General features: G+C 63.3%; 13 protein-coding genes. 6 read left to right on the top strand and 7 right to left on the bottom strand.

Annotated features, from left to right (window positions below; all coding sequences use genetic code 11):
* Positions 1–6: 6 nt before the first annotated feature.
* Together ELEN_RS08935 and whiA are read left to right on the top strand one after the other, a co-directional pair.
* Positions 7–1,131: a gluconeogenesis factor YvcK family protein gene (locus ELEN_RS08935; RefSeq protein WP_015760786.1), complete on the top strand. Its 1,125-nt coding sequence runs from the start codon at positions 7–9 to the stop codon at positions 1,129–1,131.
* Positions 1,110–2,042 (top strand): DNA-binding protein WhiA, encoded by a 933-nt coding sequence (gene whiA, locus ELEN_RS08930; protein WP_009307180.1) that lies wholly within the window; start codon positions 1,110–1,112, stop codon positions 2,040–2,042. The genes ELEN_RS08935 and whiA overlap by 22 nt, the downstream gene beginning before the upstream one ends.
* A gap of 42 nt (positions 2,043–2,084) precedes the next feature.
* Here the strand turns inward: whiA and ELEN_RS08925 are convergent, their stop codons facing one another.
* A complete protein-coding gene (locus tag ELEN_RS08925; RefSeq protein WP_009307179.1) occupies positions 2,085–2,498 on the bottom strand; it encodes a PaaI family thioesterase in 414 nt (137 codons plus the stop codon).
* A 285-nt stretch (positions 2,499–2,783) separates the two neighbouring features.
* Here ELEN_RS08925 and gap point away from each other — a divergent pair, with 285 nt between their 5' ends.
* The 4 genes from gap to gpmI all read left to right on the top strand — a co-directional run bounded on the left by gap (position 2,784) and on the right by gpmI (position 7,604).
* Positions 2,784–3,785 carry a type I glyceraldehyde-3-phosphate dehydrogenase gene (gap, locus tag ELEN_RS08920; protein WP_009307178.1) on the top strand — a complete coding sequence of 334 codons (1,002 nt, stop codon included), beginning with the start codon at positions 2,784–2,786 and terminating at the stop codon, positions 3,783–3,785.
* Positions 3,786–3,847: 62 nt separating this feature from the next.
* Positions 3,848–5,032, top strand: a complete 1,185-nt coding sequence (locus ELEN_RS08915; RefSeq protein ID WP_015760785.1) for a phosphoglycerate kinase — start codon at positions 3,848–3,850, stop codon at positions 5,030–5,032.
* A 67-nt stretch (positions 5,033–5,099) separates the two neighbouring features.
* Positions 5,100–5,873 (top strand): triose-phosphate isomerase, encoded by a 774-nt coding sequence (gene tpiA / locus ELEN_RS08910; RefSeq protein ID WP_009307176.1) that lies wholly within the window; start codon positions 5,100–5,102, stop codon positions 5,871–5,873.
* A 159-nt stretch (positions 5,874–6,032) separates the two neighbouring features.
* Positions 6,033–7,604 (top strand): 2,3-bisphosphoglycerate-independent phosphoglycerate mutase, encoded by a 1,572-nt coding sequence (gene gpmI / locus ELEN_RS08905; RefSeq protein WP_015760784.1) that lies wholly within the window; start codon positions 6,033–6,035, stop codon positions 7,602–7,604.
* Positions 7,605–7,625: 21 nt separating this feature from the next.
* On the opposite strand, the gene ELEN_RS15920 is transcribed toward gpmI, so the two are convergent.
* The 6 genes from ELEN_RS15920 to ELEN_RS08875 all read right to left on the bottom strand — a co-directional run bounded on the left by ELEN_RS15920 (position 7,626) and on the right by ELEN_RS08875 (position 13,205).
* Complete coding sequence (locus tag ELEN_RS15920; RefSeq protein ID WP_015760783.1) at positions 7,626–8,033, bottom strand: DUF192 domain-containing protein; 408 nt, start codon at positions 8,031–8,033, stop codon at positions 7,626–7,628.
* A 3-nt stretch (positions 8,034–8,036) separates the two neighbouring features.
* Entirely contained in the window at positions 8,037–8,618 is a 582-nt protein-coding gene (locus ELEN_RS16170) for a hypothetical protein (RefSeq protein WP_143924742.1), read from the bottom strand.
* Positions 8,619–9,087: 469 nt separating this feature from the next.
* Positions 9,088–9,645: a hypothetical protein gene (locus ELEN_RS08890; protein WP_143924741.1), complete on the bottom strand. Its 558-nt coding sequence runs from the start codon at positions 9,643–9,645 to the stop codon at positions 9,088–9,090.
* A 354-nt stretch (positions 9,646–9,999) separates the two neighbouring features.
* Entirely contained in the window at positions 10,000–10,944 is a 945-nt protein-coding gene (locus ELEN_RS08885; RefSeq protein ID WP_143924740.1) for a hypothetical protein, read from the bottom strand.
* A 126-nt stretch (positions 10,945–11,070) separates the two neighbouring features.
* The gene (locus tag ELEN_RS08880) at positions 11,071–11,643 is read right to left on the bottom strand and encodes a hypothetical protein (protein ID WP_015760779.1); all 573 of its coding nucleotides are present in this window, start codon (positions 11,641–11,643) and stop codon (positions 11,071–11,073) included.
* Positions 11,640–13,205, bottom strand: coding sequence for a hypothetical protein (locus ELEN_RS08875; protein ID WP_015760778.1), 1,566 nt, complete (start codon positions 13,203–13,205; stop codon positions 11,640–11,642). Before ELEN_RS08875 ends, ELEN_RS08880 begins: the two co-directional genes overlap by 4 nt.
* Between the last annotated feature and the right edge of the window lie 228 nt (positions 13,206–13,433).

Genomic DNA, 13,433 nt, shown 5'->3' with positions numbered 1-13,433 from the left:
GCGACCATGGTTGCCCGTCCGTTCTCCCACGACCCCTCGGCTACGGCGGCGTTCGCCGCACTGCGCGAATCGCAGCCCGTCGTCGCGCGCGACGAGCGCTTGCGCGTCGTCGTCATCGGCGGCGGCACCGGCGCGCCCGTGTCCATACGCACGCTTTTGTCCATGGGACTGGATACGAGCGCCGTCGTCGCCATGGCCGACGACGGCGGCTCCACCGGCATCCTGCGCGAGGAAGCCGACGTCACGCCGCCGGGCGACGTGCGCAAGTGCATCGCCGCAATGGCTGCGGACCCGAACGACCCTTTGACCAAGGCGTTCAAGTACCGCTTCTCGTTCGCTCGCAACCACACGCTGGGCAACCTCATGCTGTCTGCGCTCGAGGATGCGGCCGGGTCGTTTCCCGAGGCCATCTCCATCTGCGAGCGGCTGCTGGATGCGCGGGGGCACGTGTATCCCTCCACGCTCGATCGCGTGACGCTCACGGCTCGCACGCGCGACGGCCGCTCCCTCGAGGGGCAGGCCGTGGCCTGCCATTCGCGCACGGCGCTCGAGCGGGTGAGCCTGCGCGCCGCGCACGAGGTGGTGCCCTACCAGCCGGCGCTCGAGGCTATCCGCGAGGCCGACCTCATCGTTCTGGGCCCGGGCTCGCTGTTCACGTCCATCATCCCGAACCTGCTCGTGCCCGGCGTGGTGGATGCGATCCGCGCGTCGAAGGGTTCCACGCTGTTCGTGTGCTCGCTTGCCGACATGCAGGGGGAGACCTGGGGTCTCACCGCGCGCGAGCACGTGGAGGCGCTCATGGACCACGGCACGCGCGGGCTGCTGGATTACGTGCTGGTGCATACCCCGGTCTCGCTGCGCCCCGACAGCCCGGCCACGGGCGTGTTCACCGCTGTGACGGGTGCCGACTCGGAGCACGCCTCCACTGCCGACCTCGACGATCTCGTGCTGTCCGGACGCATCCGCCCCGTGCGCGTATGCTACCAGGACGTGCAGGCCATCCAGGCGCAGGGGCCGGTGGTCATTGCGCGCAACCTCGTCGATCCCATTCATCCAACCTGGCACGATCCTGCTGCCTTGCGCGATGCGTTTGCGGGGGTGTTGAAGCTATGTCGTTCACGGCGGAGGTAAAGGACGAGCTGGCTCGCGTCCCTCCCACGTGCTCGCACTGCGAGAAGGCGACGCTGGCCGCGCTCGTGCGCATCGAAGGAACGCTGTTCTTCAGCGGCCAGGGAAAGTACCGCATCGAGATAGCAACCGACGTGCCGTCCGTGGCGCGCCTCATCATCAAGCTGCTGCACGAGCTGTACCATCTCGAGACGAACCTCACGGTGCGCCGCAGCGTGCTGCACAAGACCCCGAACTACCTCATCGAGGCTCCTTCGCAGCCCCGCCTCGCGCCGGCTCTCGTCGACATGGGGGTTCTCTCGCCCGATGGAGGCTTGGAGCTTGGCCTCAAGCCCGACCTCGTGGAGAAGCAGTGCTGCACGGCGGCCTACCTGCGCGGCGCGTTCCTAGGCAGCGGCTTCGTGTCCGACCCGCGCGGCGACTTCCACTTCGAGATCACCGTGGAGAGCGAGGACCTGGCCGGAGGCCTGGTCGACCTGCTCGACCGCAAAGGCATCCGCGCGCGCGTCATGCAGCGACGCAGCTCCTACATGGTGTACCTTAAAAGCGGCAGCGCCATCCTGGAGTTCCTCGCGTTCGCCGGCGCGCACCAGAGCGCGCTCGCCATGGAGAACGCGCGCGTCATCAAGAGCGTGCGCAACGACGTGAACCGCATGACGAACGCCGAGATCGCGAACCAGGCCAAGGCCGCGAACGCCTCGGTCGACCAGCTGTACGCCATCCGCGTGGTGCTCGAGGCGCACGGCATGGAGAACCTGCCGCCGGCGCTGCAGGACTTCATCAAGCTGCGCGTGACCTACCCCGACGCCACGCTCAAGGAGCTGGGCGAGCGCGCGAACCCGCCCTTGTCGAAGTCCGCCGTGTACCACCGCGTACGCCGCATCGAGCAGATGGCGAAGGAGGCGCAAGGCTAGGAGGCTTCAGCCGGAAGACGGAGACGCTCGGCGCAGGATGCGCTAGCTCTCGAGCGGCCCCAGGAAGAACATCGTGAACGTGGACTCGGCCACGAGCCTGCCGCGCTCGTCGACGATGGCGCAGTGCGCCACCGACGTGCTGCGGCCCTTGTGCGAGGTGTCGGCGCTCACGGTGAGGCGCTGCGGGCGTACGGCGCGGACGAAGTTCGTCGCGCAGGAGACGGCCACGTTGCTCTCGCCGTAGGCGTACGTCGCCATGCCGGCGGCGATTTCCAGCATGGTGGACACGAAGCCGCCGTGGATGCAGCCGTGGTAGTTCAGCACGTTGTCCGGCACGTCGATCTCGTAGCGCACGCTGCCCGGCGAAGAGGCGAGGATGCGGATGCCCTCGAGCTCCTTTTGCGCCGGCACGTTGCCCATCAGCTTCTCCACGGTTTCCTGCGGTACTGCTTCCATGCTGCTCCTTCGGTCGGACGTGCGTCTACGGGCACCTTACCGCAGCCGTCGGCTGTGCGACACGGACGGATCGGGCGAACTGGCCGATGCTGGGAGAAGCGCGCTGCTGTACGGCGCGCACCGGGTGCGGAGCCCCTCGGCGAGCGGTGTGAAACTTCTGTGAATGGCCTGTTCGGTTGCTTTTTTTATACGGCTGCCAGATAAGGCTTGCAGCATCTGGGCGGCTACCGCTATGATCGGGGCGTTCCTGCAATTCTTAGTGCGAGTATCTGAAAGGGGATACGCATGGCAATCAAAGTAGGCATTAACGGATTCGGTCGCATCGGCCGCCTGGCGTTCCGCGCGATGGTGAACGATCCCGAGATCGAGGTTGTGGCAGTGAACGACCTCGGCGACATTCCGACGATGGCCCACCTGCTCAAGTACGATTCCATCCACGGGCGCGCCTTCGACACGGTCGAGGTCACCGAGGACGGCTTCGTGGCCGACGGCCATGCGGTCAAGGTGCTCTCCGAGCGCGAGCCCGCCAACCTCCCCTGGGGCGAGCTGGGCGTCGACGTCGTCGTCGAGTCCACCGGCTTCTTCACCGACGGCACGAAGGCCAAGGCGCACCTTGACGCGGGCGCCAAGAAGGTCGTCATCTCCGCGCCGGCCAAGAACGAGGACATCACCATCGTCATGGGCGTGAACGACGACCAGTACGATCCCGAGAAGCACAACATCATCTCGAACGCCTCGTGCACGACGAACTGCCTGGCCCCCTTCGCGAAGGTGCTCATGGACAACTTCGGCATCAAGCGCGGCTACATGAACACGATCCACTCCTACACGAACGACCAGAAGATCCTCGACCTTCCCCATAAGGACCTGCGTCGCGCCCGCGCGGCCGCCATGTCGATGATCCCCACCACCACGGGCGCCGCCCGCGCGGTGTCGCTGGTGCTGCCCGAGCTCAAGGGCAAGCTGGACGGCTTCGCCACCCGCGTTCCCACGCCGGACGGATCGATGGTCGACCTCACCGTGGAGCTTGAGAAGGACGCCACGGCCGATGAGATCAACGCCGCGATGAAGGCCGCCGCCGAGGGCCCGCTCAAGGGCATCCTGGAGTACACCGAGGATCCGATCGTCTCCATCGACATCGTGGATAACCCGCACTCCTCCATTTTCGACAGCAAGCTGACCATGGTGCTGGGCGGCGAGGGCAACTTCGTCAAGTGCATCTCCTGGTACGACAACGAGTGGGGCTACTCGAACCGTGTGAAGGACTTGGTGAAGATCCTTCTTTAACAGCATTCCCCGAAACGAGCCTGCCTTGGCAGGCTCGTTTCTCGTTTAGACAGGAGGGCCCCATGGCCGAGATCAAAACCATCGACGAGCTGGACGCGCGCGGCAAGCGCGTGCTCGTGCGCGTCGACTTCAACGTGCCGGTGAAGGACGGCGCCGTCACCGACGACACGCGCATCCGCGCGGCGCTGCCCACCATCCAGAAACTCGTCGACGACGGCGCGCGCGTCATCCTCATGAGCCATCTCGGCCGTCCGGCCGGCGAGGGCTTCGAGGAGTCGTTCACGCTGCGTCCCGCCGCCCAGAAGCTCTCCGAGCTTATGGGCAAGCCCGTGGTGTTCGCCACCGACACGGTGGGCGACGACGCCCGCGCGAAAGCCGCCTCGCTGCGCGACGGCGACGTGCTGGTGGTGGAGAACCTGCGCTTCGACAAGCGCGAGAAGAAGAACGATCCCGCGTTCTGCGAGGAACTGGCCGCGCTCGGCGAGGCGTACGTGAACGACGCGTTCGGCACCGCGCACCGCGCCCATGCGTCCACGGCGGGCGTCGCCGCGCTCTTGCCGGCGTACGCGGGCTACCTCATGCAGCGCGAGGTGGCCACGCTCTCGGGCATGCTGGAGGAGCCGCGCCGTCCCTTCACCGCCATCCTCGGCGGCTCGAAGGTGTCGGACAAGATCAAGGTCATCGACGCGCTCATGGACAAGTGCGACACGCTCATCATCGGCGGCGGCATGTGCTTCACGTTCCTTTTGGCCCAGGGCAAGGCCGTGGGCACCTCGCTCAAGGAAGAGGACTGGGTGGAGCGCGCGGCGGCCATGATCGCGAAGGCGGAGGAACGCGGCGTGCAGCTGCTGCTGCCGGTGGACGTCGTGTGCGCCGACCGCTTCGCCGAAGATGCCGAAACGCTCACGGTCTCGGTCGACGGGATTCCCGGTGATATGATGGGCCTCGACATCGGGCCCGAGACGGCGAAGCTGTACGCCGACGCGGTGGCCCAGGCCAAGACCGTGTTCTGGAACGGCCCCATGGGCGTGTTCGAGATGAAGGCGTTCGAGGCCGGCACGAAGGCCGTGGCCGAGGCCGTGGCCGCCAACGCGGATGCGGACACCATCATCGGCGGCGGCGACAGCGTGGCCGCCGTGAACAAGTTCGACCTGGCCGAGCAGATGACGTTCATCTCCACCGGCGGCGGCGCCTCCATGGAGCTCGTGCAGGGCGAGGCGCTCCCGGGCGTCGAGGCGTTGAAGTAGCAAGCAGGCGATTGCCCCGGACGGGGACGGTTCCCGTCCGGGGCGTTTCGATGGAAAGGAAGTTCGCATGGCGCGCAAACCCATGATGGCAGGCAACTGGAAGATGAACAACACCATCGCCGAGGCCGTGGTGCTGACGCAGGAGATCTCCAACCAGTACGACAAGGAGACCTGGGGCGAGGACGTCGACATCGTCATCTGCCCGCCCTACGTCGACCTCAAGCCGGCCAAGACCGTGCTCGACTTCGACAAGACGAAGGTGGCCGTGAACGCCCAGAACGTGTACTGGGAGCCCTCCGGCGCCTACACCGGAGAGATCTCGGTGCCCATGATCAAGGAGATCGGCTGCGCGGGCAGCATCGTTGGCCACTCCGAGCGCCGCGAGCTGTTCGGCGAGACGAACGAGGACGTGAACCGCAAGGTGAAGGCGCTCGTCGAGGCGGGCCTGTACGCCATCGTGTGCGTGGGCGAGTCGCTGGCCGTGCGCGACGAGGGCACCACCGAGGAGTTCGTGTGCGCCCAGGTGCGCGCCGCGTTCGCCGGCGTGGACGCCGCCGACGCGCAGCGCTGCGTGGTGGCCTACGAGCCCATCTGGGCCATCGGCACGGGGCGCACGGCCACGCCCGAGCAGGCCGAGGCCGTCTGCGCCGCCATCCGCGCGACGCTCGCCGACCTGTACGGCGCGGAGGTCGCCGAGGAGATGCGCGTGCTGTACGGCGGCTCCATGAACCCGGGCAACGTCGAGGGCCTCATGGCCCAGCCGAACATCGACGGCGGCCTCATCGGAGGCGCCAGCCTGAAGGCGGCGTCTTTCGTGCAGCTGATCAACGCCTGCCTGTAGCCCTGTCGCCGTCCCGGGCGAGCGAAGCGGGTCGAAGGGCCTTCTCGTCAACGGAGGTTCTTCGTCGAAGCTTCGCTTCGGACGGCGGATCTGAGAACCTGTTGTCCCGGCGGCGCGCACTCCGCGCCGCCTCCCGTCATACCGAGCGGAGCGAGCGAAGTGAGCGCAGTCGAAGAATCCCGTGCGGCATCAGCCGAAAACCTTACCCTTCCCGCATGCCTTATCATCATGGACGGCTTCGGCCTGGCCGAGCCGGGCCCGGGAAACGCCATCTCTCAGGCGCGCACGCCGTGCCTCGACGAGGTGTTCGCCACCCGTCCGTGGACCAAGCTCGAGGCATCGGGCGAGGCCGTGGGCCTGCCCGCGGGGCAGATGGGCAACTCCGAGGTGGGACACCTCAACATCGGCGCCGGGCGCGTGGTGTTCCAGGAGCTCACCCGCATCAACCGTGCCTGCGCCGACGGTTCGCTGGCGGCGAACCCCGTGCTGAACGAGGCGTTCGCGGCGGCCGCACGGCCGGGGGCGGCGCTGCACCTCATGGGGCTCGTGTCTGACGGCGGCGTCCATTCCTCCAACGAGCACCTCTACGCGCTCGCGCGCGCTGCGAAGGAGGCCGGGGCATCGCATATCGTGGTGCACTGCTTCATGGACGGCCGAGACGTGCCGCCGAAGAGCGGTGCGGGCTATCTGGACGAGCTGGAAGGCGTGCTCGCCGAGCTGACGGATGAGGGCTGCACGGCCGAAATCGGCAGCATCTCGGGACGCTACTACGCCATGGACCGCGACAACCGGTGGGAGCGCGTCGAGCAGGCGTGGCGCGCCGTTGTGGCCGCCGAGCCGCGCGCGGACGCGACGGCCGCCGAGGTCATGGCCGCTTCCTACGCCGTGGACGTCACCGACGAGTTCGTCGTGCCCACGGCGCTGACCGGGCGCGGCGTGCGCGACGGCGACGCGGTCGTGTTCTTCAACTTCCGCCCCGACCGCGCCCGCGAGATCACGCGCGCGCTGGTGGACCCTGCCTTCGCGGGTTTCGAGCGCGGCGCGCGCCCGCAGGTGAGCTTCGTGTGCCTGACCGAGTACGACCCCGAGATACCCGCTCCGGTGGCCTATCCCAAGGAGTTCCCCGAGGAGGTGCTGGCCGACGTGCTGGCCGAGGCGGGCCTTGCGCAGTACCACATCGCCGAGACCGAGAAGTACGCCCACGTGACGTTCTTTCTGAACGGCGGGCGCGAGGAGCCGAAAGCGGGGGAGGAGCGCGCGCTCATCCCCAGCCCCAAGGTTGCCACCTACGACCTGAAACCTGAGATGAGCGAGCCTGACGTGGCCGCCACGCTGGCCGCGGCCATCGACGCGGACGAGGCCGACGTGTACATCGTGAACTTCGCGAACCCCGACATGGTGGGGCATACGGGCGTCATCCCGGCCGCCGTGGCCGCCATCGAGGCGGTGGATGCGGGCGTGTCCCAGGTGCTGGCCGCTCTCGAGCGCAAGGGAGGCACGGCGCTCATCACGGCCGACCACGGCAACGCCGACAAGATGCTCGCCGAGGACGGCAGCCCCTTCACGGCCCATACCACGGCGCCTGTGCCGTTCGCGCTCGTCGACTTCGCGGGAACAGGACGCACGTTGGACGCCCGTCAGGGAGCGCTCTGCGACATCGCTCCCACGCTGCTCGAGCTCGTCGGCCTCGAAGCTCCCGCCGTCATGACGGGAAAGAGCCTGCTGGCGTAGATGCGCTCTCGACCGCCCGCGCTAACCGACGCGGCTGGGGTCTATGGACAGCCTGTCGCCCGCCTTCAAACCGCAGCGCTCGATTTCGCCCGAGGCGAGCTCCAGTACGCAACGCGATCCTTTGAACCGCGCTCCCGTTTTGCCGATATCGACACGCTCCAGCCCAACGATATAGAACTCCCTGCTCAGGTGGATCGTATCGATCGGGTATTTCATTCCATGGCAATGAATCCGGCGGCAGGGATCAAGCAGACATCCGTCACGTCCGGGTGTGAGCCCGTGAGTGCCGAGAAGCCCGCGTCCTCGCGCGAGAAAGCTCCGGGCCCAAAGAACATCCGTCGCAACCGTTTGGCCTCTTGTGCGGATCGCGACGTAGCGTCGGCGCATGTCGAATTCGAATCGTAGCTTCTGCAGTGCTGACAGGCCCATCGCTCAGCCTCCAAGCAGTACGGAGAAGATCTGCTGGAAGCTCATGCCCGATCCGAGCGAAATCGCGATAGCCGCCAGGGATGCGAAAAAGCACGAGCCCATGAGGATGGTCGACTTCCGGCTCTTCTTGCATTGCTGCTCCAGAAGAAGGAACCGCTCCTCGAGAGACCTTTCGCCTTCGCCGACGGGGGCGGGCGCATTCGAGGCCTGCCCTGATTGCATCATCTTTTTTTCCAACTCCGATTCAAGAAGGCTCATCTTCTCCGAAATGTACAAGGTCAGAGAATCCCACAGCTCCGAGTCTTTGAGATTGCCGTCGTTCGCTTGCGAGGCCGCAGCCGAGGCGAGCGAACGAGCATGGCGCTTGTATTCGTCCTCGAGCATGTCTGCCAAGCTTGCTTCGAGCTTTTCCAGATCGTCCGGGCCGAGGGCACCGCCTGATTCGCGAAGGGGGTTGGCGTCGAAAGACTTCCTGATGGTCGATTCTATGCGCTCGATCGCCTCGTTTGCCACGTGGTCTATGTTCTGGGCGATGGCGTGCGCCGATTCGGTTTTGCGGGAAAGCTCCATCATCGCCTCGGCCAAGACCGAGCTCATCTCCTCGGCTCGCTCGACGGTGGACCTCAAAGAGGATTTCGTCATGCCGTCGTTCGGTTCCCGGGGCGTCTTGCTCGGAAGCGATCCTGGAACCGCCTGGAACGCGGTGCGCACGGAAGCCGGTTCGTCTGGTGCCGCCATCGGCTCGGCGTGGGATCCTCTCAGCGCAGCTCCGTCTGCGCACGCTCGGCGATCGATCGTTTCACGCGCGTGGTTGCCGCGCCTCGCATCGCCGTCGGCTTCGGCGGGACGAGGCGCTTCCTCGTAAAGAGGGCTTGAGGAGAACGCCTCAAGATCGAGGGGGCTTTTCCACCCCTCTGTCGTTCTCAACGGATCGTGCGCGCCCATGGGCTCGTCCGGCGCGGTTTCGTTCAGGTTGAAGGTTTTCTTCATGTTGATCGCTGGTTCGTTTGGTGTGTTTGCTGATCACGGTTTTACCTCCTAGTTTGGTTGTTCGCTACTCGCGCTCGGGGTCGTTTCCATAATTTTGCTTGCGGATCGTGTTGCGCAAGCCGGTGGGCAACACGTTATAAAGAGCCTGTTCAAGCGAGGGAACCTCATCCGATGAGTCAAGGGCGCTCGTGTTGTCGAGCAGGTAGAGGTGTTTGAATTCGGTTGTGTGGGAGAGGCGTTTCTTCAGGTTGTCGAAAGCGGGCTTTATTTCCCGAATGAAACCCGCTGTCGCATCCGTGAAGAACCATCTCCACCGAATGAGTTCTTTGGCTTGAATCATTTTGAGCGTCTCGGCAATGAGGTAGACGTTCCAAGGCGCCCCGGAGGCGCACATGATGGATACGTCGGCCTTGCAGAACTGTTCCTTCATGTAGGATTTCGAATGGTTCGAGAACATGAGGGTCCCGCAATCTATGATCACATAGTCGTACAGCCCGATATAGGAGGATTCTTTGCTCCAATAGTAGAAATCGCACCGCTCGAATCGGTACGATCCGTTCGTCAGATCGCTCACGTCCAACGCGGCGCGCATCGATGTGAATTGCATTTTGTCCGAGAACACGAAACACGTCTTGTATCCGAGGCTCGCGAGCCATAAGCTCGCAGCCATCCCAAGATGCACTTGACTACAATTGTTCGGAAGCCCTGCAATGGAAATGAGGCAGTTGCCTTCCGGATATTCCAGGTTGTTTTCTTTGGCGCTCCGCGATTTGTGCGAGTCGATGTGTGCCGTTTTATCGTAAAAGGGTTCCGTCGGTCTTGAGAACGTCGTGCCCTCATCGGACTCGTGCCTCTGACGGCGATCGGGCTCGGCCTCCGACGATCCCGCAGAGGAGAACGGAATCTCGGCGCCCGGCCTCGACTCTGCGCCAATCGTCGAGCTGCCCGATCTCTCAATGCGCTCGAGCAGCTTGAATTAATCGAGCAATTCGTTGAGCTTTTCCAAAACCTCACCTGTGTTCGGTACTGATACTTGCACTTCTGCGCCGCTTAACGCGTCACGCTCGTCGGATGCGCGCTTTGCCCCGTTCGATGAAGCCTGACGCGGGGAAAACGATTCGGGATGTTGATGAAGGGGCTCTTTCTCTTCTAAGGGGCGAGACGGATGCGCCGGTCTCATCGGCGCATCGTCCGCCCCTTTCGGAGCGTTGACTATGCTCCCTTCCGCATCGAACAGCGGAGGCATCGTCTTCTCCGCTCTCGTATCGATGCGGAAGGATGGGCGCGCATCGGTTTCGCCTCCCGAATGCACGGCTCTCGCTCCCGCCGCGTTTTCGATGCCGTTGCTTTGAGGATAGGGTGGCGTGGGCGTCGAGGCGAAGAAGTCCTCGGAGGCAGCTCGCTCGGCGCGCCCGTTGTTCCCTCCCAGGGATTCGAAGATCTCCTTTTCGACGTCTTGAGCGTGTTTTTTGCGATTGATGAACATTGCTCGATCCTCCTTTTGGGCGACGATGCTGTCTTCTTGCTGGCAGATGCCCTCTTCGAGCATGGAGCCGATGCGGCTGTCGAGGTTGTGCGTTGCGGTGACTTCCGTGGAAACGATCGCATCGAGTCGTTTACCGACAGCTTGCCAAACGCTCGGCTCGCGGCTGGGGTACACGATCCCGCCGTACGCGATCTCTTTGATGGTTCGTTGCATGCGCGGGTCGAGCATGTCGTCCTCCAGTCCGATGAACACGATCGGGAACGGGGGAGACGAGGGCTCGAGACACCACTGCGCGAGTTCGTCGAGGGAGTCAGGCGAGAACACGAGCGTTCCCTCGTCGATGACCGCGGCGGCTATCCGAGCGTCCCGCCATTCCTCCAGCACGCTCCGTATGTCGACGCAAGGATCGGTGTACCATTCCGTGCTGGGCAGCACCTCGTACTCCGTAAGGCAAGAACTGAAGTTGCGTGCCCGATTCGGGGTGGTTATGATACCTATGCGCGCTCGAAACATGGATGTGTTCCTTTCGAAATGGCTTGGTCCGGGGGGGGGGGGGCGTCGTCAGTGCATGTCGTTTGGAGGATTGTTCGTGAAGAGCAAGTCAGACGCCTCCTTGTCAAACGAAAAGTACAGCGTGCCCAGCTTGTTTCCTCCTTGCTCGACAACGCGTATGTCTCCATATACAAGATTTCCTCCCTGATCTTCTTGGATGCTGCTACGAACGACACCGCTCTTCCCCGCGTCGATCTGATAGCCTTCCGCTATCGCGCGGGCGATGACCGCTGTTGAAAACGGCCCTGAACCCCATTGCGGATCGGTGAGCGCGCTGAGGGCTTCCGTGTCCGACAATCCGATGGTCTCATCGGTGCTGTCGCCTTCCTGTTTCTCGAACACGACGCCCAGCTGCTTTTCCGTCGCCTGTTCCGCCTGCTCGGCGGATGGTTTTTCTCGATTCTTGGTGGAGGGCGCCTCATTGCCGCGAGGGGCGAGCAGGACGTTGCTGGCGTACGCGATCGCCGCCAGAAGGAGTGCTGCGAGCAGCACCCGCCCTATCGTGCGCGCACGGCGGGTCGAATGCGGGCGAGGCGTTCTGCCTTCCCCTTCAAAGCGGCTGTTGTCTTCTCGTCGTCTCATGCTCGATTTTGCTGGCCCGATCTCTTAAACAGCTTGCTGGCAATGCCCGCTCCGCCTGCTTGCCTGGCGCTTGCGAGCGCATTGCTCGAAGGCAGTCTGTAGATGTCCTTCTCCATGATGGCGGTTGGATGCTCGTAAAGATTCTCGGTAAGGCTCTGATCGTAGGTGACCGCAGCCTCGGCGAGCTCGAGATCCTCCACGGGAATCCCCCCAGCGGATTCGATCCTGTCCTCGATGAACTTCTGGGCTGCCTCTCTGCTGTCCGCGTATACGTAGAAGCGCTTCGAATACGTTTTAGTGTAGGAGAAGGCGAACATTCTTTCGTCGGGTTGGTCGTCGGTTTCGTTTGGCGCGTGCGCGCCTTTGCGCGCCTTGCCGTTGCCCAGGCTCCTTCGTTGCTTTTTCATTTCGTACCAGGTCAAATCGGGAAGGGCATAGGTGAGGACTTCGTCGAGGGACAATCTCTGCTCGAAGCCCCGGAGTATCTGCTCCATTTGCTTGGTTTCGAAATGAGGGTTTGCAAAAACCCGGATATGGTCGAGGGGGATGTTCTCGCCCAGCCCTTTTCGAATTTGCGCCATTTGGGCGGCGTCGAACGAGCTTGAAGCGTACAGGGACAGCTCGTCGTTCGCAAGGCCCTCCTGCAATCCGAGGAGAATTTGATCCATCTGGCCCGCATCGAAGGTAGGGCGAGCATACGTTTTGACCTGTTCGACAGACAAGCCCGACTCCAACCCCCTCAATATCGTCCCCAGCTGCCAGAAATCGAAATCCGGCGAGGAAAGCAAGCTCAATTGATCCGCGTTGAAACCCTTTTCCAACCCCGATCGCATAAGCGCCATCTGGCTCCAGGGGTAGGCGGCTTGCGCGTATGCGGAAATCTGGGCAAGGGACAGCCCATGTTCCATCCCCAGCCTGATCTGCTCCATTTGATCGGCGGAAAAAGAGTTCTGCGCGTATGCGTTCACGCTCGCTTCGGGCAATCCGTGCTCCAGCCCCAACCGTATCTGTTCCATCTGGGAGGCAGGGTATTTTGGATGGGCGTATGAATTCACTTGGCCAAGAGCAAGGCCGGCGGAAAAACCCTTGTGTATTTGTTCGGCTTGGGCCTCGTTGAAAGAGGGGCTGGCGTACAGGCGGGCTTGATCCTCATCGAAGCCGGACTCGAACGCCTCGCGGATCCGCCGCATTGTTTCCCAGTCGATTTCCGGTCTCGCATACACGGCAGCCTGCTCGAGGGAGAGCCCTTTTTCAAAACCCTGGACGATCTCCTGGATTTGCATGAGGGACAATGCGGGTTGCGATAAAAGTCTCACCTGCTCCGAAGAAAGACCTTGCGCAGCCGCAGAGCGGATCGAGTGCATTGAAACCCAAGCTATGCGGGGGTCGGCGAAAAGGGAGACGAGCTCGCTATCCAGCCCCTCCTCGAGCGCCCATCTGATTTCCTGCATCTGGAGATGATCGAAGTCGGGTGAAGCGTACAGCATCACCCGATCGGACATCAAACCATGGGCGATGCCTTCGCGCACCTGGCGTTCCTTATGGATGTTGAACGATTCCATCTAATCGGTGCGCTCCTTTCTTCCCTATTCCCGCGGTCGGTCGCAGCACGTCGTTCCCGTTTGAGACCGGGCTCGATATATTCTGATTGAAAGGCAATGCGACTTCTAGATAAAGTGACTAGATTAGTCCCATTCTTTGTTAGTGTTCATACTCGAAAGCGGAGTGTTCATACTTTTGGGTCAATTTGACAGTAAATTGGTAGTATATGGCGGGCGTGTCTTTTGCGG

This window comes from Eggerthella lenta DSM 2243, assembly GCF_000024265.1.
GTDB lineage: Bacteria > Actinomycetota > Coriobacteriia > Coriobacteriales > Eggerthellaceae > Eggerthella > Eggerthella lenta.
Note: the sequence above shows the minus strand (reverse complement) of the source record. Positions and strands in the feature narration are given on the sequence as shown.